The organism is Modicisalibacter xianhensis (assembly GCF_900113605.1).
In the GTDB taxonomy this organism is placed as follows: Bacteria; Pseudomonadota; Gammaproteobacteria; order Pseudomonadales; family Halomonadaceae; genus Modicisalibacter; species Modicisalibacter xianhensis.
Genome location: NZ_FOPY01000006.1, coordinates 232,159 through 256,439, shown reverse-complemented (window position 1 = coordinate 256,439; position 24,281 = coordinate 232,159). Strand labels below are relative to the sequence as shown.

General features: G+C 63.3%; 20 protein-coding genes and 2 tRNA genes. 5 read left to right on the top strand and 17 right to left on the bottom strand.

Features of this window, described 5'->3' with window-relative positions; translation table 11 throughout:
- The 11 genes from infB to rlmE all read right to left on the bottom strand — a co-directional run bounded on the left by infB (window position 1) and on the right by rlmE (window position 11,252).
- Window positions 1-2,550, bottom strand: coding sequence for a translation initiation factor IF-2 (gene infB / locus BM194_RS09190; RefSeq protein WP_092845955.1), 2,550 nt, complete (start codon window positions 2,548-2,550; stop codon window positions 1-3).
- 27 nt (window positions 2,551-2,577) lie between these two features.
- Complete coding sequence (nusA, locus tag BM194_RS09185; RefSeq protein WP_092845953.1) at window positions 2,578-4,071, bottom strand: transcription termination factor NusA; 1,494 nt, start codon at window positions 4,069-4,071, stop codon at window positions 2,578-2,580.
- Between the two features lie 27 nt (window positions 4,072-4,098).
- Window positions 4,099-4,563 (bottom strand): ribosome maturation factor RimP, encoded by a 465-nt coding sequence (rimP, locus tag BM194_RS09180; RefSeq protein ID WP_092845951.1) that lies wholly within the window; start codon window positions 4,561-4,563, stop codon window positions 4,099-4,101.
- 141 nt (window positions 4,564-4,704) lie between these two features.
- Window positions 4,705-4,781 (bottom strand) — tRNA-Met (locus tag BM194_RS09175).
- A gap of 109 nt (window positions 4,782-4,890) precedes the next feature.
- Window positions 4,891-4,977 (bottom strand) — tRNA-Leu (locus tag BM194_RS09170).
- 92 nt (window positions 4,978-5,069) lie between these two features.
- A complete protein-coding gene (gene secG / locus BM194_RS09165) occupies window positions 5,070-5,429 on the bottom strand; it encodes a preprotein translocase subunit SecG (RefSeq protein ID WP_092845949.1) in 360 nt (119 codons plus the stop codon).
- A 4-nt stretch (window positions 5,430-5,433) separates the two neighbouring features.
- Window positions 5,434-6,183, bottom strand: a complete 750-nt coding sequence (tpiA, locus tag BM194_RS09160; protein WP_092845947.1) for a triose-phosphate isomerase — start codon at window positions 6,181-6,183, stop codon at window positions 5,434-5,436.
- A gap of 73 nt (window positions 6,184-6,256) precedes the next feature.
- Complete coding sequence (glmM, locus tag BM194_RS09155) at window positions 6,257-7,606, bottom strand: phosphoglucosamine mutase (protein WP_092845945.1); 1,350 nt, start codon at window positions 7,604-7,606, stop codon at window positions 6,257-6,259.
- Window positions 7,603-8,466 carry a dihydropteroate synthase gene (gene folP / locus BM194_RS09150; RefSeq protein ID WP_177223374.1) on the bottom strand — a complete coding sequence of 288 codons (864 nt, stop codon included), beginning with the start codon at window positions 8,464-8,466 and terminating at the stop codon, window positions 7,603-7,605. The genes glmM and folP overlap by 4 nt, the downstream gene beginning before the upstream one ends.
- 85 nt (window positions 8,467-8,551) lie before the next feature.
- Complete coding sequence (gene ftsH / locus BM194_RS09145) at window positions 8,552-10,534, bottom strand: ATP-dependent zinc metalloprotease FtsH (RefSeq protein ID WP_092845941.1); 1,983 nt, start codon at window positions 10,532-10,534, stop codon at window positions 8,552-8,554.
- A gap of 88 nt (window positions 10,535-10,622) precedes the next feature.
- Window positions 10,623-11,252, bottom strand: a complete 630-nt coding sequence (gene rlmE / locus BM194_RS09140) for a 23S rRNA (uridine(2552)-2'-O)-methyltransferase RlmE (protein WP_092845939.1) — start codon at window positions 11,250-11,252, stop codon at window positions 10,623-10,625.
- A gap of 210 nt (window positions 11,253-11,462) precedes the next feature.
- On the opposite strand from rlmE, the gene yhbY reads away from it, so the two are divergent.
- Window positions 11,463-11,789: a ribosome assembly RNA-binding protein YhbY gene (yhbY, locus tag BM194_RS09135; protein ID WP_092845937.1), complete on the top strand. Its 327-nt coding sequence runs from the start codon at window positions 11,463-11,465 to the stop codon at window positions 11,787-11,789.
- 100 nt (window positions 11,790-11,889) lie between these two features.
- On the opposite strand, the gene greA is transcribed toward yhbY, so the two are convergent.
- The 4 genes from greA to dapB form a co-directional block, all read right to left on the bottom strand.
- Window positions 11,890-12,366, bottom strand: coding sequence for a transcription elongation factor GreA (gene greA / locus BM194_RS09130; RefSeq protein WP_092845935.1), 477 nt, complete (start codon window positions 12,364-12,366; stop codon window positions 11,890-11,892).
- Complete coding sequence (gene carB, locus BM194_RS09125; protein ID WP_092845933.1) at window positions 12,363-15,593, bottom strand: carbamoyl-phosphate synthase large subunit; 3,231 nt, start codon at window positions 15,591-15,593, stop codon at window positions 12,363-12,365. The genes greA and carB overlap by 4 nt, the downstream gene beginning before the upstream one ends.
- Before the next feature lie 55 nt (window positions 15,594-15,648).
- Window positions 15,649-16,794 carry a glutamine-hydrolyzing carbamoyl-phosphate synthase small subunit gene (gene carA, locus BM194_RS09120; RefSeq protein ID WP_177223373.1) on the bottom strand — a complete coding sequence of 382 codons (1,146 nt, stop codon included), beginning with the start codon at window positions 16,792-16,794 and terminating at the stop codon, window positions 15,649-15,651.
- A 251-nt stretch (window positions 16,795-17,045) separates the two neighbouring features.
- On the bottom strand, window positions 17,046-17,867 hold the full coding sequence (gene dapB / locus BM194_RS09115; RefSeq protein ID WP_092845929.1) for a 4-hydroxy-tetrahydrodipicolinate reductase: 822 nt from the start codon (window positions 17,865-17,867) through the stop codon (window positions 17,046-17,048).
- 124 nt (window positions 17,868-17,991) lie between these two features.
- Here dapB and BM194_RS09110 point away from each other — a divergent pair, with 124 nt between their 5' ends.
- The 4 genes from BM194_RS09110 to BM194_RS09095 all read left to right on the top strand — a co-directional run bounded on the left by BM194_RS09110 (window position 17,992) and on the right by BM194_RS09095 (window position 22,032).
- Entirely contained in the window at window positions 17,992-18,972 is a 981-nt protein-coding gene (locus tag BM194_RS09110; protein WP_177223372.1) for an esterase-like activity of phytase family protein, read from the top strand.
- Between the two features lie 129 nt (window positions 18,973-19,101).
- Window positions 19,102-20,229: an ABC transporter substrate-binding protein gene (locus tag BM194_RS09105; RefSeq protein ID WP_092845925.1), complete on the top strand. Its 1,128-nt coding sequence runs from the start codon at window positions 19,102-19,104 to the stop codon at window positions 20,227-20,229.
- On the top strand, window positions 20,219-21,289 hold the full coding sequence (locus BM194_RS09100) for a FecCD family ABC transporter permease (RefSeq protein WP_092845923.1): 1,071 nt from the start codon (window positions 20,219-20,221) through the stop codon (window positions 21,287-21,289). Before BM194_RS09105 ends, BM194_RS09100 begins: the two co-directional genes overlap by 11 nt.
- A complete protein-coding gene (locus tag BM194_RS09095; RefSeq protein WP_092845921.1) occupies window positions 21,283-22,032 on the top strand; it encodes an ABC transporter ATP-binding protein in 750 nt (249 codons plus the stop codon). The genes BM194_RS09100 and BM194_RS09095 overlap by 7 nt, the downstream gene beginning before the upstream one ends.
- Here BM194_RS09095 and BM194_RS09090 read toward each other — a convergent pair.
- Window positions 22,010-22,909 carry a DMT family transporter gene (locus tag BM194_RS09090; protein ID WP_092845919.1) on the bottom strand — a complete coding sequence of 300 codons (900 nt, stop codon included), beginning with the start codon at window positions 22,907-22,909 and terminating at the stop codon, window positions 22,010-22,012. The two genes, BM194_RS09095 and BM194_RS09090, sit on opposite strands and share 23 nt — an antisense overlap.
- 214 nt (window positions 22,910-23,123) lie before the next feature.
- Entirely contained in the window at window positions 23,124-24,272 is a 1,149-nt protein-coding gene (gene dnaJ, locus BM194_RS09085; protein WP_092845917.1) for a molecular chaperone DnaJ, read from the bottom strand.
- Between the last annotated feature and the right edge of the window lie 9 nt (window positions 24,273-24,281).

Below are 24,281 nucleotides of genomic sequence, written 5' to 3'. Positions count from 1 at the left end.
TTACAGGCTGCGCTCGACCCTGATCTGGTCGAAGACCTCGATCTTGTCGCCGACCTGGACGTCGTTGTAGTTCTTGACGCCGATACCGCACTCCATGCCGTTGCGCACTTCGTTGACGTCATCCTTGAAGCGACGCAGAGACTCCAGCTCGCCCTCGTAGATGACCACGTTTTCGCGCAGTACACGAATTCGCTTGTTGCGGTAGACGGTGCCCTCGACGACCATACAGCCGGCCACCGCACCAATCTTGGGTGCCTTGAAGACGTCGCGCACTTCGGCCACACCGACGATTTCTTCCTTCCACTCCGGTGCCAGCATGCCGCTCATGGCCTGCTTGACCTCGTCGATGAGCTGGTAGATGACGCTGTAGTAGCGCAGATCCAGTCCTTCGCGCTCGATGATTTCGCGAGCGGCGGCATCGGCACGCACGTTGAAGCCGACCACGATGGCGTCACTGGCCAGTGCCAGGTTGGCGTCGGTCCCGGTGATACCACCGACCCCGGACGACACTACGGCAACCTGCACTTCGTCGGTGGACAGCTCTTCCAGTGCACCGCGGATGGCTTCCAGCGAGCCCTGTACGTCGGCCTTGAGCACGATGTTGACCTTGGCCACCTCGTCTTGGCCCATCTGCGAGAACATGTTCTCCAGCTTGGCCTTCTGCTGGCGTGCCAGGCGCACCTCACGGTACTTGCCCTGACGGAAGTTGGCGACTTCGCGCGCCTTCTTCTCGTCGGCCAGCACCATGAAGTCCTCACCGGCTTCCGGCGTGCCATCCAGGCCCTGAATCTCGACCGGCATGGCCGGGCCGACCGACTCGACCTGCTTGCCAAGTTCGTTGGTCAGCGCACGTACGCGACCATAGTGCAAACCGGCCAGCACGATATCGCCACGCCGCAGCGTCCCGTTCTGGACCAGCACGGTAGCTACCGGACCGCGTCCCTTGTCGAGGCGCGACTCGACAACCACGCCCTTGGCCGGGGCATCGGGAACCGCCTTGAGCTCGAGAACCTCGGAAACCAACAGCACGGCTTCAAGCAGTGCATCGATGCCTTCGCCGGTCTTCGCCGACACGTGGACGAACTGGGTATCGCCGCCCCACTCTTCCGAAATCACGCCATGCTGCGAGAGTTCGTTCTTGACGCGATCCGGATCGGCACCCTGCTTGTCGATCTTGTTGACCGCGACCACCAGCGGCACTTCGGCCGCCTTGGCGTGCTCGACGGCCTCGATAGTCTGCGGCATGACACCGTCGTCGGCGGCCACCACCAGGATGACCACGTCGGTTGCCTGGGCGCCGCGTGCACGCATGGCGGTAAACGCCGCGTGCCCGGGCGTATCGAGGAACGTGATGTCGCCCGTCTCGTGCTCGACGTGATAGGCACCGATGTGCTGAGTGATACCACCCGCTTCGCCGGTGGCCACCTTGGTACGACGGATGTAGTCGAGCAGCGAGGTCTTACCGTGGTCGACGTGACCCATCACGGTCACGACCGGCGCACGCGTGATCTCCTCGCCTTCGTAGGAGATGCCCTCGAGCACTTCGGTCTCCAGCGCATCGTCCTTGACCAGCTTGGGCTTGTGGCCCATTTCCTCGACCACGATAGCTGCCGTGTCCTGGTCGATGGTCTGGTTGATGGTCACCGCCGCGCCCATGGTGAACATGGCCTTGATGACTTCGTTGGCCTTGATCGCCATCTTGTCGGCCAGGTCGGCGACGCTGATCGACTCGGGAATCGCCACTTCGCGCACGATCGGCTGCGTCGGCTTCTGGAAGCCGTGCTTGCCGCCGCCGCTGTCACGACCGCCGCGCCGAGAACCGCGCCGTTCGGCACGCTTGACCTTCTTGCCACTGCCACGCCGGCGCTCGCTGCGCTCTTCGCGCTCTTCATCACGACTGGTGTCGTGGCGTCCCTTCTTGGCTGCAGCCTTCTTCGGGTTGGCACGGCGGTTGTCGCTGCGCGGCTCCTTGAGCGGCGCCTCGACGACCGGCTCTTCGCTACTGCCGCTGTCATCCGGCAACTCGAGTTCGGTCGGGATCTCGGGCTCGGGCGCCTTGCGCTTCTGCTGCTCGGCCTTCTCTTCGGCCGCCTTGCGCTCGGCTTCCTGCTTGGCCACCTCTTCAGCTTCAGCCGCACGCACCTCTGCAGCGCGTGCCTCTTCTGCCTGTGCACGCGCCTGCGTGTCGGCCATGTCGCCGACCAGCTGGCGCGGCCCCTGCTCGACCGGCTCGGGCTTCGCCGCCGCCTCTTCCTCGTCGCGCTTGACGTAGGTACGCTTCTTGCGAACCTGCACCTCAATGGTCTTGCCCCGGTCGCCGCTCTTGATGCGACTCTTGGTCTTGCGCGTCAGGGTGATGCGGTTCTTGGGCGCGCGCTCGCCACCGCCATGACTCTTGGTGAGGTGCTCGAGCAGCCGCTGCTTGTCCTCTTCGGACACGGCATCGCCTTCGTTCTTGTGCGGGAGACCCGCATCTTTCATCTGTTCCAGAAGGCGGGAAGTCTCTCGCCCCACCTTGACTGCGAAATCTTTAACTGTCATTTCTGACATTACGACCCTCCTGAGCCCGTGACCTAGTTACTGTTCACTCTCGAACCAGGGCGCACGGGCGGTCATGATCAATGCCGCGGCGCGCTCTTCATCAACGTCCTCGATGTCCTTGAGATCATCGATGGACTGCTCGGCAAGATCTTCCATGGTGACGATGCCACGGCTGGCCAGAATAAAGGCCAGGTGTCGATCCATCCCGTCCATCTCGAGCAGATCCTCGGCGGGCTGGGCGCCATCCAGGACTTCCTCGGAAGCGATTGCCAGGTTCAACAGCTCGTCTTTAGCGCGTGCGCGCAGTTCTTCTATCAGGTCTTCATCGAATTCTTCGATCTCCAGCATCTCCTCGATGGGCACATAGGCCAGTTCCTCGAGAGAGGTAAAGCCTTCTTCGACCAGTACCCGAGCCAACTCCTCGTCGATCTCGAGATGATTGATGAAGTACTCGATCAGGCTATCGATCTCTTGTTCGCGCTTGCCCTCGGCTTCGTCCTCGGTCATCACGTTGAGCGCCCACCCCGTCAACTCACTGGCCAAGCGTACGTTCTGGCCGCTGCGACCGATGGCCTGGGCGAGATTGTCTTCGGCAACGGCGACATCCATCGAGTGGGTGTCCTCGTCGACGAGAATGGAAGCGACATCGGCAGGCGCCATGGCGTTGATGACCAACTGCGCCGGGTTGTCGTCCCACAGGATAATGTCCACGCGCTCATTCTGCAGTTCGTTGGACACCGCTTGCACACGCGATCCGCGCATGCCGACACACGCTCCGACCGGGTCGATGCGCTTGTCGTTGGTCTTGACGGCGATCTTGGCCCGGGAACCGGGATCGCGTGCCGCCCCCTTGATCTCGATGAGCTGCTCGGCGATTTCCGGCACCTCGATCTTGAACAACTCTATGATCAACTCGGGACGCGTACGTGACAGGATCAGCTGCGAGCCGCGCGCCTCCGGGTCGACCTTCCACAGCAGGGCGCGTACGCGCTCGTTCATGCGGTAGCGCTCGCCGGGAATCATCTCGCTGCGTGGCAGGAACGCTTCGGCATTGTCACCCAGGTCGATGATCAGGCCATCGCGTGTCGTCTTCTTGACCGTACCGGCAACCAGTTCGCCTTCACGCTCGGCATAGTGGCGCACGATCTGGGCCCGCTCGGCCTCGCGGACCTTCTGCACGATGACCTGCTTGGCGGTCTGCGCGGCGATACGACCGAATGCGGCATTCTCGATGCGCTCCTCGACCACATCGCCCAAGGTCAAGGGCGGGTCGCGCTGCTCGGCAAACGACTGCTTGATCTCGGCATCCGGATTCTCGAACTCGTCGTCCTCGATCACCACCCAGCGGCGGAATGTCTCGTAGTCGCCGGTCGAGCGATCGATCTTGACGCGGACACTGACCTCCTGGCCTTCGAAACGCTTGCGCGACGCACTGGCCAGTGCAGACTCGACCGCTTCGAAGATTACCTCACGGGGCACGCCCTTCTCGTTCGAGATCGCATCAACGACCAGCAGAATCTCTTTGCTCATTCCTAAAGCCTCGCCAGAAAACAGTTCTTATGCATCGAACTGCGGGACCACCCGCGCCTGATCGATACTATCGATGGGAAAGCAGTATTCCTCGCCGTCAAGGTGCAATAGCACCTCGTCGCCGTCGATACCGGCCAGCAGCCCCTTGAACTTGCGCCGGCCCTCGAAGGGAGCACGCAGGCGCAACGACACGGTATTCCCCTTGTAGCGCTCGAACTGCGCCAGGGTAAAAAGCGGTCGATCCATACCCGGCGAAGACACCTCGAGCTGGTACTGACCGGGTATCGGGTCCTCGACATCCAGAATGCCGCTGACCTGGCGACTGACATCGGCACAGTGGTCGACGGTAATCCCCTCAGGGCTGTCAATGTAGATCACCAGACGTGAATGCTTGCCCTGAGACAGGTGTTCGATGCCCCAGAGCTCGAAACCCATGGCGGTTACCACCGGCTCGATCAGCGCTTCCAGCGCAGCGTTCTTGTTGCTAGCCACAGACGAAGGCTCCTACAGCAGTTGCATCAGGCACCTGACCGGGAGTAAGGGAAAAGCTAGGTGGCTGATTGGCGTTGGTGCCAGCGGAACGGACCGCTAACAAAAAGCCCCTTCTGAGGAAGGGGCCTTTCACATAAAACTTGGTAGCGGGGGCCGGATTTGAACCGACGACCTTCGGGTTATGAGCCCGACGAGCTACCAGACTGCTCCACCCCGCATCATAGCTTGGCGATTATAGGAACTCGCTCGCCTCTCGGTCAAGGAAAGCGCATCGCCACATCGTGCCAATCGTGCTTCTGAACGCCTGCCAACCAGGCAATCTTCAGATGGTGCCGAAGGGGGGACTTGAACCCCCACGACCATAAGGTCACTACCCCCTCAAGATAGCGTGTCTACCAATTCCACCACTTCGGCATCAGGGGACGAGGGTCAGGCATTGCAACACCTTTCCACCCGTGGGCCGGACAATCAAAAAACCGACCCGCACTACGATTGAGGCGTGGAAATCACTCTCCGCTCTCCTCTAGCGCTGGCGCAGAATTATCCATACTTTGCGCACCATCGTCAAGTGTCGGTGCGGCATTACGCTGCTCGATGACTTCGGCATCGGGAATGCCCTGCTCGGGCGCATCGCCGGCCTGGGAAGCGAAGTAGGCCAGCGCCAACGAGGTGGCGAAAAACGCCGCCGCCAAGGCACCGGTCAACTTGGCCAGGAAGCCGCCGCTTCCGCGTGAGCCGAAGACCGTCTGTGAGGCACCACCACCGAACGCTGCACCGGCCTCGGCGCCCTTGCCCTGCTGCAGCAGGACGAGCGCGACCAGTGCGATGGCGATGACCACGTGAATCATAAGAATCGCAATTTGCATGTTTTCAACCTGCTGACTGACATATGGCTAGAAATTCGTTGGTCTTGAGCGATGCACCGCCGATGAGCCCGCCGTCGATATCCGGCTCGGCAAGCAGATCGGCGGCATTGTCGGCCTTCATGCTACCGCCATAGAGAAGGCGCAGTTGAGCCGCCAGTTCGCTGTCATACTCGCCCAGGCGCGCACGGATCGCGGCATGCACTTCCTGGGCCTGCTGCGGTGTTGCAGTGCGACCGGTACCAATCGCCCAGACCGGCTCGTAGGCGATCACCAGGCGGGCGCGCTGCTTCCCGTCCAGGGCATCCAGGACTGCCTCGACCTGCCCCAGCACTACCGCTTCGGTCTGCCCCGCCTCACGCTGCTCGAGCGTCTCACCGACACACAACACCGGGACCAGCCCGGCTGCCAGTGCCGCCTTGACCCGCGCCAGTACTGCCGCGTCGTCCTCATGGTACATCGAGCGACGCTCAGAGTGGCCGACCAGCACATAACGCACGTCGAACTCGCCGAGCATCGCCGCACTGACTTCGCCGGTATGCGCTCCCTCGGGTTCCGGATTGAGCGTCTGCGCCCCCAGCGCGACCGGGGAACCGGCCAGGGCCGCCTGCATTGCTGCCAGGAAGGGCGCCGGAGGAATCAGTGCCACTTCCACCGAGGGGGGAAGCCCCGTCTCGGCAAAGGCCCGTCCGAACTGTTCGACCAGCTCCAAAGAGCCATTCATCTTCCAGTTCCCGGCGATCAGCGGCATGCGCATGACAAATCCCTTTCTCAAAGTGGTGCGAAATGTTATAGGAGCGCCCCGATCAAGACAACCGCGGGCCACACCTTCAGTTCATCAGGCGTTCGACATCAGCGGCAATACGCTGCGCCAGGGCAGTCACGTCGAAGCGCGGCCGGCCCTCGACCATGACCCGAATCAGCGGCTCGGTCCCCGACGGACGCAGCAGCACACGGCCACTGCCATTGAGTTCCTCTTCCACGGCAGCCACCGAATTCCTGAGCGGCTCGCTTTCCAGCAGGGCCTGCTTGTCGGTACCCGGCGTCAGACGCACATTGACTAGCGCCTGCGGCGCCTTCTCGAAGTCCCTGAGAAGCGCTGCAAGCGACTGTCCCTGGCTGACCATGATGGACAGCACCTGCAGAGCCGAGACGATCCCGTCACCGGTGGACTGCACATGCCCGCACACGATGTGCCCGGACGACTCGCCGCCGAGCTGCCAGCCGTTGGCCGCGAGCCGCTCCATGACGTAACGATCACCCACCTTGGCGCGCTCGAAAGGAATCGCCAGGGCTTCCAGCGCAGCCGCCAGGCCGAAGTTGCTCATCAGCGTACCGACCACGCCACCGCCCAACTCGCCTCGCGAGTGCCGATCCCTGGCAATCAGGTAGAGGATATCGTCGCCATCCACCTCGCGCCCGTCGGCATCCACCAGAATGACCCGGTCACCATCGCCATCGAAGGCGATGCCCAGGTCGGCACCACGCTCGATCACGGCAGCCCGCAGCGAGGCCGGATGCGTGGAGCCGACACGATAGTTGATGTTCAAGCCATCGGGATCCGCCCCGACCAGGCTCACCTGCGCCCCTAGCTCGCGGAACACATTGGGCGCGATGTGATAGGTCGCCCCGTGGGCACAGTCGAGAACGATCTTCAGGCCATGCAGAGATAGGCGATGCGGCACGGTGGACTTGCAGAACTCGATATAGCGACCGGCGGCATCGTTGATGCGCACCGCCTTGCCGAGCCGGTCGGCCGGCACCGTTTCCAGCGGCTTCTCGAGTTCATCCTCGATGCGCATCTCGATCTCATCGGGCAATTTGGCGCCCTCGGCCGAGAAGAACTTGATGCCATTGTCCTGATAGGCGTTGTGCGAGGCGGAAATCACGATACCGGCATCGGCCCGGAACGTGCGTGTCAGATAGGCAATACCCGGCGTGGGCATCGGGCCAAGCAGGGAGACATCAACTCCCGCCGCCGACAGCCCGGCCTCCAGGGCCGACTCGAACATGTAGCCCGATATGCGAGTGTCCTTGCCGATCAACACCTTGGCGCGCCCGCGCTGCTTGTCCAGCACACGCCCCATGGCCCAACCCAGCTTGAGCATGAAATCGGCGGTGATCGGGTACTCTCCGACCGTGCCGCGAATACCATCGGTACCGAAATAGCGTCGTGTCATTGGTTTGCGCCTTCCTGTAGCACGGCCCAGGTCATGTTCACCGCGTCCACGCTGGGGCCGACGTCGTGCACGCGAACGATACGGGCACCGCGCTCCACCGCCAGTGCCACAAGTGCCAATCCTCCCGGCAGGCGCTCCTCGACGGGACGATCGAGGACCTTGCCGATCATGCTCTTGCGCGACATGCCGACCAGCACCGGCAGCGCCAGGCGCGCCAGGGCATCCATGCGCTTGAGCAGACGCAGGTTATGTTCGACGGTCTTGGCGAAACCGAACCCTGGATCGACGAGCAGGCGTTCACGGGCGATGCCGGCCGCCTCGCAAGCTGCCACCCGATCGGCGAGAAATGCCGTCACGGCGTCTTCCACCGGTTGGTCATAGTACGGGCTGCGCTGCATATCGCCAGGCTCTCCCAACATGTGCATCACGCATACCGGCAATCGGCTGGCCGCCGCCGCATCGAGCGCGCCAGGACGCTGCAGGGAGCGTACGTCATTGATCATGCCGGCCCCCAGGCGGGCGACTTCGCGCATGACCTCGGGCGAGCTGGTATCCACGGACACCAACGCATCGAACTCATCGACCAGGCGCTCGACGACCGGCGCCACGCGATCCAACTCTTCCTGCAGCGAGACCGGCTCTGCACCGGGCCGGGTCGACTCGCCGCCCACGTCGATGATCGTCGCACCTTCGCCGAGCATATGCTCGGCATGGCGCAACGCGGCATCGGTCGAAGTATAGTTTCCACCGTCGGAAAAGGAGTCCGGCGTGGCGTTGAGAATCCCCATGACACGGGGACGAGATAGATCAAGGGAGTGCCGGCCGCATTGCAGGACGGCGCTGGAGGGAAACTCTGTCATTCTTGAACCCGTTGGCGGGGAAGGTACGCTTTCCTGAAGGCACTAGGCGCCCCGCAGGGCGCCTAGCTTGGTTTCGTTGATGAGGTTACTGTCCGGCCGGACCACCCAAGGGGTCGGAGGGACGCCGTGTACGATCGTCATCTTCTTCGCCGTCATCCGCATCGGAACCCGGATCCGGGCGCCCCTGAGCACTCGGCTGCTCGCTGACCGGCGCACCCCGACCCGAGTCGTTGTCGTCCCAGTCCTTCGGCGGGCGTGGCTTGCGGCCCTCCATGATGTCCTTGAGCTGGTCGGCGTCGATGGTCTCGTACTGCATCAGCGCTTCGGCCATCATGTCCAGCTTGCCGCGGTTTTCTTCCAGCAGCTGCTTGGCCTGGTTGTAGCACTCGTCGATGATACGGCGCACTTCCTTGTCGAGACGCGTCGTGGTCTCGCCCGACTTGAGCTTGCCACCGCCCTGGCCAGGACCGCCGAGGAACTGGTGGGACTCGTCCTCGTCGTACATGATCGGCCCCATTTCCGCCGACAGGCCCCACTTGGCCACCATGTTGTGGGCCAGTTCGGTAGCGCGCTTGATATCGTTGGACGCACCGGTAGTGACCCCGTTCGGCCCCAACGTCATCTCTTCGGCAATACGGCCGCCGAACAGTGAGCAGATCTGGCTGAGAATCTGCTGGCGGGAGAAGCTGTAGCGATCCTCTTCCGGCAGGAACATGGTGACACCCAGGGCACGACCGCGCGGGATGATCGTGACCTTGTAGACCGGGTCATGCTCGGGCATCAGCAGGCCGATGATCGCGTGACCGGACTCGTGGTAAGCCGTGTTGAGCTTTTCCTTCTCGGTCATGACCATGGACTTGCGCTCGGCGCCCATAAGAATCTTGTCCTTGGCCAGCTCGAGCTCCTCCATGCCCACCAAGCGGCGGTTACGGCGCGCGGCGAACAGGGCAGCCTCGTTGACCAGGTTGGCCAGGTCAGCGCCGGAGAAGCCTGGCGTACCGCGGGCGATCAAGCTCGGCTTGACGTCCTCACCGAGTGGCACCTTGCGCAGGTGAACACCAAGAATATGTTCACGGCCACGGATGTCGGGCAGGCCGACGGTAACCTGGCGGTCGAAACGACCCGGACGCAGCAGTGCGGGGTCGAGCACGTCAGGACGGTTGGTAGCAGCGATGACGATGATGCCATCATTGGCCTCGAAGCCGTCCATCTCGACGAGCAACTGGTTCAACGTCTGTTCGCGCTCATCGTGACCGCCACCCATGCCGGAGCCACGGTGACGACCCACTGCATCGATTTCGTCAATGAAGATGATACAGGGTGCCTGCTTTTTGGCCTGCTCGAACATGTCGCGCACACGGGAAGCACCGACACCCACGAACATCTCGACGAAGTCGGAGCCCGAGATGGTAAAGAAAGGCACCTTGGCCTCGCCGGCGATGGCCTTGGCGAGCAGCGTCTTACCGGTCCCCGGCGGCCCCACCATCAGCACGCCGCGCGGTATCTGGCCGCCCAGACGCTGGAACTTACTGGGGTCCTTGAGGAAGTCGACCAGTTCCTCGACTTCTTCCTTGGCTTCGTCGCAGCCGGCGACATCGGCAAAGGTGGTCTTGACCTGATCCTGGGTGAGCAGCTTGGCCTTGGACTTGCCGAAGCTCATCGGTCCGCCCTTGCCGGCACCACCGCCCTGCATCTGACGCATGAAGAACAGGAAGATCGCCAGGATGATCAGGATCGGGAAACTGGCGATCAGCAGCCGCGTCCACAGGCTCTGCTCCTCGGGCTTCTTGCCGATCACATTGACATCGTTGGCCAGCAGGTCATCCATCAGTTTGGGATCCTGGGCCGCCGGGCGAATGGTCTGGAACTGCGAGCCGTCCTGACGCTCACCGGAGATGGTGTAACCATCGATGGTGACCGTCCGGACCTGCCCGTCCTGGACCTGTTCGACGAACTGCGAATAGTTCATCGTCTGCGTCGTGTTATCGACGCTGAAGTTGTTGAACACCGTCAGCAGAACCGCTGCGATGACCAACCAAAGAATCAGGTTCTTCGCCATGTCGTTCAAGGCAATACCCTCATTGCATAATCTGACTGCCAAGCGTGCCCATGTTTGACACTACACCACGTGGGGGCGTTCAACCATGTTTGCAAGCTTAGCCCTTGAATCCTTCCGCGAGCAGATAGACTTCGCGGGAACGTGCGCGTGATGCCTCCGGCTTGCGTGTGACCACCCGAGTGAAGCTGCCGCGCAGCTCCTTGAGGAACTCATCGAAACCTTCGCCCTGAAACACCTTGGCCAGGAAGTGCCCGCCGGGCCTGAGCGTCTGCCGCGCCAGGTCGAGCGCCAACTCCACGAGATACATGGCCTGAGGCTGATCGATGGCCGCCATGCCACTCATGTTGGGCGCCATGTCCGAGATGATCAAATCCACGGGACGTTCGCCAAGTGCGCCGAGTATGGCGTTCAGCACGGCGTCTTCGGTAAAGTCGCCCTGGATGAAATCGACCCCGGCCAAGGCATCCATCTCGAGGATGTCCGAGGCGATAACCACGCCCGAGGGACCCACCTTGTCGGCAGCGATCTGACTCCAGCCGCCCGGCGCAGCCCCCAGGTCGATGACGGTCATGCCCGGCTTGAACAGCTTGTCCTTGGCGTCGATCTCGAGAAGCTTGTAGCTGGCCCGTGAGCGGTAGCCGTCCTGCCAAGAACGCTGGACATACTGATCGTCGAAATGTTCCTTGAGCCAGCCTGCGCTGCTCTTGCTGGAGGACGTTCGAGCCACGAATTCACCTGATACGTTCGGGACAGGTCCCGGACTGGAATGGCAATGGAAGGTACCCGGTACGCCATGGTCATGACTCTACGATAAAAGCGGCGCTTTGCATCAATCGACTTTCGCCGTACCATGGCGCGTTCAGCCGCTGCGGCGTTCGTATCATCGCGGCGTCCGCCGCCCAAGCAATGCACGCCAACCGGGAACAGCCACGATACCATGAGCTTGTCACAGGCACAAAAGAAAGCATTTCGCAGCATCGGCCATCACCTTAATCCGGTGGTCACGGTTTCGGAGAACGGCCTGTCGGAAGGCGTCATGGCCGAGCTCGACCGCGCACTGAGCGACCATGAACTGATCAAGATCAAGCTGGCCGTAGGCGACCGCGAGATTCGCCGCCAGGCCATCGACGAACTGGCCGCCGACGCGCGCGCCGAGGTCGTCCAGGTGATCGGCAAGATGGCGCTGCTCTACCGCCGCAATCCCAAGGCCAACCCCAAGCTGTCCAATGTCAAGCGCTTCGAGGCGCACCACGGGCGGCACTGACCCCCTGCAGAACTTCGCTGACGCGACCGGTCCATGATGCATACACGAAAGCCCGCAACATTTTGTCGCGGGCTTTCGTTACTTTACGGCCGGCTTGCGCTCAGAGATGCTCGACGTTCGAGATCTCGTACTCCACTTCACCGCCGGGGGTGCGCACCAGCGCCACATCCCCTTCCTCCTTGCCGATCAGCGCGCGGGCGATCGGTGAGGTCACCGAGATCTTGCCTGCCTTGATGTCGGCCTCGTCCTCGCCGACGATCTGATAACGCACTTCCTCGTCGTTATCCAGGTTGATCAGTTCGACCGTCACGCCGAAGATCACCTTGCCGGTCTTGGGCATCTTGGTGACATCGATCACCTGTGCCAAGGACAGCTTGGACTCGATCTCCTGGATACGCCCTTCGATGAATCCCTGCTGCTCGCGCGCCGCATGGTATTCGGCGTTCTCCTTGAGGTCGCCGTGCTCACGCGCTTCGGCGATGGCATTGATCACCCGAGGACGTTCCACTCCCTTGAGCTGGTTCAGCTCCTCACGCAGGCGCTGCTCGCCTACGACGGTCATCGGGACCTTGTTCATGTACTGGCTCCTGCATGCAATTCCTGAAGCCGCCGCACGGTAATCTCGTTGCCGTACTCGAGCGCCATACACACGGCGCGCGCACCCGCCAGTGTCGTGGCATAGGGCACCTTGTGAGCGAGTGCGGTGCGACGGATCACGGAAGAATCGTTGATCGCCTGGCGGCCTTCGGTGGTGTTGACGATATAGGCCACGTCGTCGTTCTTGATCATGTCGACGATATGCGGACGCCCCTCGAAGACCTTATTGACGGCCTTGACCGGCAAGCCGACCTCCTCGAGCGCCTGGGCAGTACCGCGGGTAGCGATCAGATCAAACCCTAATGCTAGCAAAGTTTGCGCGACCTCGATAACGCCGGCCTTGTCGGGATCACGGACCGACAGGAATGCCGTGCGCTCGCCCTCGAGCCTGGGAATCGCCTCGCCAGCGCCGAGCTGCGCCTTGTAGAACGCCTCGGCGAAGGTCGAGCCACTGCCCATCACCTCGCCGGTGGACTTCATTTCCGGCGACAGGATCGGGTCGACGCCCGGGAACTTGTTGAACGGGAACACCGCCTCCTTAACGCTGTAGTAACCCGGGATCACCTCGCTGGTGAAGCCCTGGCTTTCCAGGCCGCTGCCGGCCATGCAGCGAGCGGCGATCTGAGCCAGCGACGTGCCGATGCACTTGGACACGAACGGCACGGTGCGCGAGGCGCGCGGGTTGACCTCGATGACGTAGATTTCGCCATCCTGCCAGGCCAGCTGCACGTTCATCAGACCCACCACGTTGAGCTCCACTGCCATGCGCTTGACCTGATCGCGCATCTCGTCCTGGACGTCCTTGGGCAGCGAATACGGCGGCAGCGAACACGCCGAGTCGCCGGAGTGCACACCGGCCTGCTCGATGTGCTGCATGATACCGCCGATCACCACCTGCTGGCCGTCGGAGACGGCATCGATGTCGACCTCGACCGCAGCATTGAGGAAGTGATCGAGCAGCACCGGCGAGTCGTTGGAGACCTTGACCGCGTAAGTCATGTAGCGCTCCAGTTCATCGGCGCTGTAGACGATCTCCATGGCCCGTCCGCCGAGCACGTAGGAGGGACGCACCACCAGCGGGTAACCGATCGTCTCGGCCTTGACGAACGCATCCTCGAAACTGCGTGCCGTGGCGTTGGGCGGCTGCTTGAGGCCCAGCTTGTCGATCATCTGCTGGAAGCGCTCGCGGTCTTCGGCGCGGTCGATGGCGTCCGGCGTGGTACCGATGATCGGCACGCCGGCAGCCTCGAGCTCACGCGCCAGCTTGAGCGGCGTCTGGCCGCCGAACTGCACGATCACACCGACCGGCTTCTCCTTGTCGGCGATCTCCAGCACGTCCTCCAGGGTCACCGGCTCGAAGTAGAGACGGTCGGAGGTGTCGTAATCGGTGGAGACGGTCTCCGGGTTGCAGTTGACCATGATGGTCTCGTAGCCATCTTCGCGCATCGCCAGCGCGGCGTGCACGCAGCAGTAGTCGAACTCGATACCCTGACCGATACGGTTCGGCCCGCCGCCCAGCACCATGATCTTCTGGCGATCGCTGGGATTGGCCTCGCACTCCTCCTCGTAGGTGGAGTACATGTAGGCAGTATTCGAGGCGAACTCGGCCGCACAGGTATCGACACGCTTGTAGACCGGACGGATGCCCTGCTTCTGGCGCGCGCGACGGAACTCCTTCTCTGAGACGCCGAGCAGCTTGGCCAGACGCGCGTCACTGAAACCCTTGCGTTTCAGACGGAACAGGGTATTGGTATCCAGCTCGGCCAGCGAGCGCTTGGCCACGTCCTGCTCGGTGAGGATCAGGTCCTCGAGCTGGACCAGGAACCAGCGATCAATGTTGGTCAGCGTGAAGATCTCGTCGACACTCATGCCGGCACGCATGGCGTCGGCGACGAAAAAGATGCGGTCCGCCCCGGCGGCCTGCAGTTCGCCCTTGATCAGCGCCAGGTTCTCGTCGCTGAAATCCGTGATCTTGGGATCGAGACCGTCATTGCCGGTTTCCAGTCCGCGCAACGCTTTCTGCAGCGACTCCTGGAAGGTACGACCGATCGCCATCACCTCACCGACCGACTTCATCTGCGTGGTCAGGCGGTCGTTGGCCTGCGGGAACTTCTCGAAGGTAAAGCGCGGAATCTTGGTAACGACGTAATCAATGGACGGCTCGAAAGACGCCGGGGTCTTGCCGCCGGTGATGTCGTTCTGCAATTCGTCCAGGGTGTAACCCACGGCCAGCTTGGCGGCAATCTTGGCGATCGGGAAGCCGGTGGCCTTGGAGGCCAGTGCCGATGAGCGCGACACGCGCGGGTTCATCTCGATGACGACCATACGCCCAGTCTGCGGGTCGACACCGAACTGCACGTTGGAACCGCCGGTCTCGACGCCGATCTCGCGCAGCACCGCCAAGGAGGCGTCGCGCATGATCTGGTATTCCTTGTCAGTCAGCGTCTGTGCCGGGGCCACGGTGATGGAGTCGCCGGTGTGCACGCCCATGGGGTCGAAGTTCTCGATGGCGCAGACGATGATGCAGTTGTCGTTGCGATCGCGAACGACCTCCATCTCGTATTCCTTCCAACCCAGCAGCGACTCGTCGATCAGCAACTCATGGTTGTTGGAAAGTTCGAAACCGCGATGGCAGATCTCCTCGAACTCTTCCTTGTTGTAGGCCACGCCGCCACCGGAGCCGCCCATGGTATAGGACGGCCGGATGATGGTCGGGAAGCCCAGCTCGGCCTGGATTTCCCAGGCCTCTTCCATGGTGTGCGCAACCTTGGCCCGGGGGCACTCGAGGCCGATGTTCTTCATCGCCTTGTCGAACAGGTCGCGGTCTTCGGCCTTGTTGATAGCATCGGCATTGGCGCCGATCATTTCCACGCCGTACTTGGCCAGCACGCCGTGCTTGTCGAGATTCAGCGCACAGTTGAGCGCCGTCTGGCCGCCCATGGTGGGCAACAGCGCGTCGGGGCGCTCCTTCTCGATGATCTTCTCCACCGCCTGCCAGGTAATCGGCTCGATGTAGGTGGCATCGGCCATGACCGGATCGGTCATGATGGTGGCCGGGTTGGAGTTGACCAGGATGACCCGGTAACCCTCTTCACGCAGGGCCTTGCAGGCCTGGGCGCCGGAGTAGTCGAACTCGCACGCCTGGCCGATGACGATGGGGCCGGCGCCGATGATCAGGATGCTCTGGATGTCGGTACGTTTGGGCATGACGATTCCCGCGGCTAATTCGGTGAAAACAGGTCTGGATGACGGCGATGGAGGCTCAGCGGCGTTCCTGCATCATCCGCACGAAGCGATCGAACAGCGGCGACACGTCGCGCGGCCCGGGACTCGCCTCGGGATGGCCCTGGAAGCTGAATGCCGGACGATCGGTACGCTCGATGCCCTGCAGGGTGCCGTCGAACAGCGAGCGGTGCGTGGCGCGCAGCGTCGGCGGCAGGCTGGTCTCGTCGGCGGCGAAGCCGTGGTTCTGGCTGGTGATCATGACGTGACCGGTGTCCAGGTCCTGGACCGGGTGATTGGCACCATGGTGACCGTGGTTCATCTTCACCGTCCTGGCGCCGGAGGCCAGCGCCAGCAACTGGTGGCCCAGGCAGATACCGAACACGGGCAGATCGGTCTCAAGAATCTCGCGGATCGCCGTGATCGCGTAGTCGCAGGGCTCGGGGTCGCCCGGGCCGTTGGCCAGGAAAACGCCGTCGGGATTCATCGCCAGCACCTCGCTGGCCGAGGTCTGCGCCGGCACCACGGTCAGGCGGCAGCCGCGCTCGGCCAGCATGCGCAGGATGTTGTACTTGACCCCGTAGTCGTAGGCCACGACATGGTACGGGCGCTCGCTGGCGGCGGCATCGGCGTAGCCGGCACCCAGCGCCCACTCGCCCTGGCTCCACTCGTAGGTCGCCTTGCAGGAGACCTCCTTGGCCAAATCCATGCCCTTCAGGCCGGGGAAGTCACGCGCCACGGCCAGCGCGCGCTCGACGGCGTCCTCGCCTTCGGCGTCGGCACCGGCCAGGATCGCGCCATTCTGGGCGCCCTTGTCGCGCAGGATGCGCGTCAGACGGCGGGTATCGATATCGGCGATGCCCAGAATGTTCTGGCTCTTCAGGTAGGCATCGAGGGTCTGTTCGCTGCGGAAGTTGCTGGCCAGCAACGGCAGGTCGCGAATCACCAGGCCCGCCACGTAGATACGATCGGACTCCACGTCCTCGGCGTTCACGCCGGTGTTGCCGATGTGCGGGTAGGTCAGGGTGACGATCTGGCGTGCGTAGGAGGGATCTGTGAGGATTTCCTGATACCCGGTCATGGCCGTATTGAACACCACCTCACCGCTGGTCTGTCCATCGGCGCCGATGGCGCTGCCATGAAATACGCTGCCATCTTCCAAGGCCAGTATCGCGGGTCTGTTCAACGCAACGTCCTCCACTGCTTTTCTAAGACTGTATGCCGCCCCGCTTTCGCCGGGCTGCCTGAGGGGCCTTCCGCATGATGGACCTGACGAAACGCCGGATTCGTCATACGTACAGGTCGTAAAAAAGCGGGACGAAACCTGAGAAAAGACCGGTTTCATCCCGCTTGTTGTTCTGCTCGGCACATGAGGGCCTGCCTGCTGCCTTACCCCGGCCAAATTGGCTGGAGTTTACAGGATTCGTCGCGCCGCGACTACCCCTTGATGTCCAGCACGTCCTGCATGTCGTAGCGTCCGGGCGATCGTTCGGCCACCCAGCGCGCCGCGCGCACCGCGCCCTTGGCGAAGGTCATGCGACTCGAGGCCTTGTGGGTGATCTCGATGCGCTCACCCTCGGTGGCAAACATCACGGTGTGTTCGCCAACGATATCCCCGGCACGCACCGTGGCAAAGCCGATCTCATTGTCCGAACGCGGTCCGCACTGTCCTTCACGGGCGAACACGCCGTGCTCCTTGAGGGTACGACCCAGCGACTCGGCAACCACCTCGCCCATCTTCAGCGCCGTGCCGGAAGGCGCGTCGACCTTGTGGCGGTGATGCGCCTCGATCACCTCGATATCGTAGCCCTCGTCGCCCAGCGCCTTTGCCGCCGTCTGCAACAGCTTGAGCGTAAGATTCACGCCCACGCTCATGTTGGGCGCGAAGACCATCGGTACCTGGGCCTTGTAGTCATCCAGTTGAGCGAGCTCGTCGCCACTGAGCCCCGTGGTACCGATGACGATGCGCTTGCCATGCTCGGCACAGAACGCCAGGTTGGCCAGGGTGACCTGCGGCGCGGTGAAGTCGATCAACACGTCAAAATTGTCGACCACGGCTTCCAGCGAGTCGCTGGCCGCCACGCCCAGCTTGCCGAGTCCGGCCAGCTCACCGACATCGGCGCCCGCCAGCGAACTGCCGGGCTCGACGATCCCGGCCGCCAGCCTGGCCTGGGCATCCTGCTCGACGGCTGCGACCAGCGTGCGGCCCATGCGGCCGGCAACACCGACGATGGCAATGCGAGGGGAAGTGGGGCTCATGCGGACTCCTGCGCCTTGTTCTGATGAATCGGGCAAGTATACCAACGTGGAGCCTGGGCGTCTGTCATGCAGACGCTGCCCCGATGACGTAGGCTCGAAGGGACCCAACGACCGAGGAGACGCCATGCGACGCCAGGGCTTGTTGCTGCCGATGATTCTGCTCCTGTTGCTGGCGGGCTGCGCACGCGATACCCACCGCACCCGCCTGGTCACGCCCAATGTCGATACGCAGCCGGCCGGTATCAACTGGTGCGGCACCCTCGAGCTGCCGGGGCGCTGGCAGGACGACACGCCGACGGGCGGCCTTTCCGACCTGGCCTGGGATGCCGACGAGCAGTTGCTCTACCTGATCTCGGATCGCGGCTGGCTGCATCGCACTCGCCCCGTCTTCGAAGGCAACGAGCTGGCCGGCCTGGAGCCGCTCAAGACCTATGTGCTGCGCGACGCCGAGGGGCACGCGCTTGGCGAGAAAGCGGCCGATGCCGAAGCGCTGATCGTCCAACGGGGCAATAACGGCGTACGAGGCGATTCCGCCCTGCTGATCGGCTTCGAACGCGATCATCGCCTGCAACGCTTCTACCCCAACGGCACCCCGGCAGGCCAGCCGCTCTACTTCCGCGGGCTGCGCGGTGCCGAGGATAACCGTGGCGCCGAGGCACTCGGCAGGCATCCGGTACATGGCGTGATCGTCGGTCTGGAAAGCCCGCCTTCCGGCATGCCGGAAAAGACCACCCGCCTGTTCGCGATGGACACCGGCCAGGAATGGACCTATCCCCTGGCAGAGGCCTCGGGCAGCGCACTGACCGCCCTGGAAACGCATGGCGATGGCCTGCTGGCGCTGGAGCGCGCCTTTGCACCCCCGTCCCCACTGGTCATCAGTCTGCGCGAAGTCCAGCTGAACGACGACGGCACGGCCTCGGCGCACACGCTTGTTCGGCTGTCCACCGGCGAGGGCTGGCGGCTGGATAACTTCGAGGGGCTGACACGGCTTGGCGACAACCGCTACCTGATGGTCAGCGACGACAATTTCAGCCTGATTCAGGAAACCCTACTGAGCTGCTTCGAACTGCCGCCTTTCCTTGAAAACAAGAATAATCCGCATTAATCTCCCGACATTTCTTGCCAGCCGATATGACCATGCAATGCCGCCAACGCGAATGCATCTGCGGGCCCAGGCTGGCTGACGGCGCGCTCCCGGCCCTTCACCTCACGCATTGCAGGTAATACAGCAAACATGGCCCATAAACTGTTCAGCATCGTCAGTGGCTCACTTCTTGCTCTGGTCTGCGCGAGCGCACCGGCCAAGGAACTCACCGTGACCGACATCGCCGGCCGGGAGGTCACCGTCGATGCCCCGGTGGATCGCATCATCCTTGGCGAGGGGCGGCAGATCTACCTTCTCAGCGTGCTCGAGCCGGAAGATCCCTTTGCACGCGTCGTGGGCTGGCGCGAGGACTTTTCACAAGCCGATCCGGACAATTATGCGCAGTATGCCGACCAGTTTCCGTCATTGAAGACACTGCCCACGTTCGGTGGTTTCAAGGATGGCACGTTCGACGTGGAACAGGCCGCGGCGCTCCAGCCCGATGTGGTCTTCATGAACATCGAGGCCAAGGCGGCCACCGAGGAAGCCAGCTATGACGACAAGCTGGCCAAGCTGGGGATCCCCATCGTCTATGTCGACTTCCGCGAAGACCCGCTCCAGCACACCACGCCGTCAATGCGGCTCATGGGCCAACTCCTGGGTGAGGAAGAAAGGGCCGAGGCCTTCATCGATTTTTCCGAAGCTCAGATGAAGCGCGTCACGGACGTCATCGACAATACGAATCCCGACCGCCCCGACGTGTTCGTGGACCGGGCCGGCGGTTACTCGGAAGATTGTTGCATGAGCTTCGGTGATGGCAATTTCGGCGAGTACGTCGAGCTTGCCGGTGGCAACAACATTGCCGCCGATATCATTCCCGCCACGTTCGGCACGCTGAGCCCCGAGCAGATCATTTCCGCCAACCCCGACCATGTGGTAGTGACCGGCGGCCACTGGGACGCCTATGTCCCCGGCGGCGCCTGGGTCGGTGTCGGCCCGGGAGCCGATCCGGAGGCAGCCCGCGCCAAGCTCGACGCCCTGACGGAACGCACTGCCATGACCGGTATCAAGGCCGTTGAGAACGACAACTTCCACGCCATTTGGCACCAGTTCTACAACAGCCCCTACTATTTCGTGGCCGTACAGCAACTGGCCAAGTGGTTCCACCCCGAGCTCTTCGGTGACCTCGACCCCGAGGCCACGATGAAGGAACTGCACGAGCGCTTCTTGCCCGTCGACTACCAGCCCGGCTACTGGGTCTCGCTCGATGAGCAGTGAAGCCTCCGTTCACCCCGGCCTGCTCGGCGGGCGCGCCTACTACCGCGCCCTGGTCTTGCGCCGTCAGTTGATTCTTGCCGGCCTGACGCTGGCGCTTTTCCTGAGCCTGTGCACCGACCTGGCGCTAGGCCCTGCCCGCTATGGCCTCGAGGAAGTCGTCGCGGCGCTCTTCATGCCTGACGCCGTCAGCGAGCAGGTCCGCGTCATCCTCTGGGATATCCGCATGCCCGTGGCGCTGATGGCGCTCGTGGTCGGCGCCAGCCTGTCGATCGCCGGTGCACAGATGCAGACCATCCTCAGCAATCCGCTGGCCAGCCCCTTCACGCTGGGCATCTCGGCAGGCGCCAGCTTCGGCGCCGCGCTGGGATTAGCCTTCGGCGTGATCTTCATTCCTGCCGCCGTCGATTACGTGATTCCCATCAATGCGTTTTTGATGGCCATGCTGACGTCGCTGTTCATCTATGCATTGAGTCTCAGGCGCGGGGTGACGATCGAGACGATCGTGCTGCTGGGGATCGCCATGGTCTTCATCTTCAACGCGCTGATGGGACTGATTCAGTTCTTCGCCAGCCAGCAGGCCGTGGCAGCCGTGGTCTTCTGGACCATGGGCAGCCTGACCAAGGCGACATGGCCCAAGTTCTGGGTCACGTTCGGTATCCTGCTGGCCGTGATTCCACTGCTGGTGCGTCATGGCTGGGCGCTGACTGCCATGCGCCTGGGCGACACCAAGGCGGCCTCCATGGGCGTCAACCCCCGCAGGATACGCCTCGAGGTCCTGGCGCTCGTGTCATTGCTCGCCGCCATCGCCGTTGCCTTCGTGGGTACCATCGGGTTCATCGGACTGGTGGGGCCGCACATCGCGCGCCTCCTGCTCGGGGAAGATCAGCGCTTCTTCCTGCCCGGCTCGGCGATCTGCGGGGCGCTGTTGCTGTCCATCGGCTCGGTCCTGTCGAAGGTCATCATTCCCGGCACGGTCATCCCGATCGGGATCATCACCTCACTGGTGGGCATTCCGTTTTTCCTCTTTCTCGTCCTCAGTCACCGGAAATCCGCATGGTAACGCTTCAGCTCGACCGCGTATCGGCGAGTTACGGTCGCCAGGAAATACTCTCCGAGGTGTCCACGCCCGAGTTCCAGGGCGGTCAGGTCGTGGCGCTGCTGGGCCCCAACGCTGCCGGTAAATCGACCCTGTTCCGTCGTATCTTCGGCATGCTCAAGGGCGGCGGCCATGTCAGGATCACCGGCGCACGCACGGCGACTCCGGTGGCCTACATGCCGCAGGACACCGGCGCCAGTGCCGTGCTCAGCGTCTACGAGGCGGTGCTGCTGGCGCGCATGCAGGGGCGCGGGATGAAGGTACAGAACGAGGACCTGGCCCATGTCGACCGGGCCCTCGAGGAACTGGGGATCGCCGCCCTCGGCGAACGCGACATCGGCAACCTCAGTGGCGGCCAGCGGCAATTGCTGAGCGCCGCCCAGGCCTTGGTGCAGGAGCCCGAAATCCTGCTGCTCGACGAGCCCACCTCCGCACTCGATCTCAATCGCCAGCTCGGCCTGCTGACGATCCTGCGCCGTCTGGCAGAGGAACGGCAGATGCTGATCATGGCCGCCCTGCACGACCTTGGCCATGCCCTGCGCTTCACCGATCAGGCCATGGTCCTCGAGCGCGGCCGGCTCATCACCTGCGGCCCCACCGATCAGGTGGTGACTCCCGATCTCCTGCGGCGTGTCTATCAGGTCGAGGCCCGCATCGAGCCCTGTTCTCGCGGCCTGCCCCAACTCATTGTCGAAGGGGCCGTCTGAAGCGGCGCCCCTCCAGCGCCGCCAGGCCCGCCCCGCCAAGCACCAAGGGCAGTGCTACCAGAAAGCCATGGGACGGTGCCAGTCCAAAGATCATCAGGTCGGCCAGCACCGGCCAGATCAGCGCCACGTACTCGAAAGGCGCCAGGCGCGAAACCTCGGCGTAGCGCAGCGCCAGCGTCATGCAGATGTGCGCTGCCCCGCCGAACAACCCCGCCAGCACCAGCAGTGCCAGCGTCTCGCCGGACACGGCCACCCAGCCCAGCGGCAAGGTGGCCAGTCCGGCCAGCGCCGTGACCAGCACGAAGTAGAAAGCGATGGAGGCCGCCGTCTCGGTGCGTGAGATGCGCCGTACCGTCACCAGCGCTCCCGCTGTCAGTAGCGCGGCCAGCACACCCAGCCCGTAGCCCAGCACGCGCCCCTGATCCTGATTGTCGCCCAGGTCCGGCGCCACCAAGGCCACCACGCCCGCCAGCACCAAGGCGAACGCCACCGCCCGATGCCGGGTGAAGCGCTCGCCGAGCAGCACCACGCCACCCACGGCCATGGCCACCGGAGACAACTGCGCCAACAGCGTCGCTTCAGCCACCGGTAGCCGCGCCACCGCAGCGAAGGAGGCGAACATCGCCGCCGCCCCCAGCCCCGAGCGCACCAGATGCCCCAACGGCCGGCGCGTGGCCAGGGCCCTAGGGAACTCCCGCCGCCAGGCCATGAAGATCACGATGGGCAGCAGCGCGAAGGCCGAGCGGAAAAACACGGTCTGCCCCAGCGGCACCTCTGTACTCACCGCCTTCACGCATACCATCATCCCCGTGAACAGGATGCCCGACAGCAGCCGGAGCAGGATACCGGCCAATGGCCGATCCGTGACGTTGTCCATGTAGATCCTTGGTTGCTTTATGCGAACATGACGAGCATCTGGCGCTGCCGCGAGCCTTGGCATTGGAAATCGGCCGGACATGATACACCGCTGACGTGAAGGATTTCCGTATCCTGCGCCCCGTTAACACGACGCTTAGCCTGCCGCCGGACACGACAAGGCCCCGCCTCCCTGGGGAGCGCGGGGCCTCGGCCACTCCGCCGAAGATGCAGCCTTACGGCTTCATGTCCTCGAAGAACTTCTTCACGCCGTCGAACCAGCCATCCTTCTTGGGCGAGTGGGTATTGCTGTTGCCCAAGCTGTCCTGGAACTGGCGCAGCAGGTCTTTCTGGTGCTCGGTCAGGTTGACCGGGGTTTCCAGCACGACCTTGCACAGCAGGTCGCCTGGCGGGCCGCCGCGCACCGGCTTGACACCCTTGCCGCGCAGGCGGAACAGCTTGCCGGTCTGGGTCTCGGGCGGAATCTTGAGTTTCACCCGGCCTTCCAGCGTCGGCACTTCCAGCTCGCCGCCCAGGGCCGCATCGATGAAGTTGATCGGCACTTCGCAGTGCAGATGGCGGCCGTCGCGCTCGAAGATCGGGTGCGACTTGATGGCCACCTGAACGTAGAGATCGCCCGGTGGTCCGCCGTTGGCGCCCGCTTCGCCCTCGTTGTTGAGGCGGATGCGATCGCCGGTATCTACGCCAGCGGGAATCTTCACCGACAGGGTCCGAGTCTCCCGTACGCGCCCCTCGCCACGACATTCGCGGCACGGCACCTTGATGACCTCGCCGCGACCGTGACAGGTCGGGCAAGTCTGCTGCACGGCGAAAAAGCCCTGCTGCATGCGCACCTGGCCCATGCCATGACAGGTCGGGCAAGTTTCCTTGCTGGAACCGGGCTCAGCGCCGTTGCCATCGCAATGGCCGCATTCCACATGGCGTGGTACACGGATGTCGACGGTAGTGCCGGTGACTGCATCCTCAAGATCGAGCTCGAGGTTGTAGCGCAGGTCGGCACCGCGCTGTGGCGCATTGGGGTTGCGCCGGGCACCGCCGCCGCCACCGAAGATGTCGCCGAAGACATCGCCGAAGATGTCGCTGAAGCCACCGGCCCCGGCACCGCCGAAGCCGCCGCCTCCGAAGCCGCCGGCCTGTCCGTCGACACCGGCATGGCCGAACTGGTCGTAGGCAGCGCGCTTCTCGCTGTCGGTGAGGACTTCATACGCTTCGGACACCTCGCGGAACTTCTCCGCCGAGGTGTCGTCGTCCGGATTGCGGTCCGGATGGTATTTCTGGGCCAGGCGCCGGTAGGCCTTCTTGATCTCTTTCTGGTCGGCACTGCGCTCGACGCCCAGTACCTCGTAGTAGTCACGCTTGGACATGGATCTGTC

Bases quoted from the DNA above. Each gene is read 5' to 3' on its own strand.
- infB (WP_092845955.1), bottom strand. From the start codon at position 2,550: ATGTCAGAAATGACAGTTAAAGATTTCGCAGTCAAGGTGGGGCGAGAG.
- nusA (WP_092845953.1), bottom strand. From the start codon at position 4,071: ATGAGCAAAGAGATTCTGCTGGTCGTTGATGCGATCTCGAACGAGAAG.
- secG (WP_092845949.1), bottom strand. From the start codon at position 5,429: ATGCAAATTGCGATTCTTATGATTCACGTGGTCATCGCCATCGCACTG.
- tpiA (WP_092845947.1), bottom strand. From the start codon at position 6,183: ATGCGCATGCCGCTGATCGCCGGGAACTGGAAGATGAATGGCTCTTTG.
- glmM (WP_092845945.1), bottom strand. From the start codon at position 7,606: ATGACACGACGCTATTTCGGTACCGATGGTATTCGCGGCACGGTCGGA.
- folP (WP_177223374.1), bottom strand. From the start codon at position 8,466: ATGACAGAGTTTCCCTCCAGCGCCGTCCTGCAATGCGGCCGGCACTCC.
- yhbY (WP_092845937.1), top strand. From the start codon at position 11,463: ATGAGCTTGTCACAGGCACAAAAGAAAGCATTTCGCAGCATCGGCCAT.
- greA (WP_092845935.1), bottom strand. From the start codon at position 12,366: ATGAACAAGGTCCCGATGACCGTCGTAGGCGAGCAGCGCCTGCGTGAG.
- carB (WP_092845933.1), bottom strand. From the start codon at position 15,593: ATGCCCAAACGTACCGACATCCAGAGCATCCTGATCATCGGCGCCGGC.
- dapB (WP_092845929.1), bottom strand. From the start codon at position 17,867: ATGAGCCCCACTTCCCCTCGCATTGCCATCGTCGGTGTTGCCGGCCGC.
- BM194_RS09110 (WP_177223372.1), top strand. From the start codon at position 17,992: ATGCGACGCCAGGGCTTGTTGCTGCCGATGATTCTGCTCCTGTTGCTG.
- BM194_RS09105 (WP_092845925.1), top strand. From the start codon at position 19,102: ATGGCCCATAAACTGTTCAGCATCGTCAGTGGCTCACTTCTTGCTCTG.
- BM194_RS09100 (WP_092845923.1), top strand. From the start codon at position 20,219: ATGAGCAGTGAAGCCTCCGTTCACCCCGGCCTGCTCGGCGGGCGCGCC.
- BM194_RS09095 (WP_092845921.1), top strand. From the start codon at position 21,283: ATGGTAACGCTTCAGCTCGACCGCGTATCGGCGAGTTACGGTCGCCAG.
- BM194_RS09090 (WP_092845919.1), bottom strand. From the start codon at position 22,909: ATGGACAACGTCACGGATCGGCCATTGGCCGGTATCCTGCTCCGGCTG.
- dnaJ (WP_092845917.1), bottom strand. From the start codon at position 24,272: ATGTCCAAGCGTGACTACTACGAGGTACTGGGCGTCGAGCGCAGTGCC.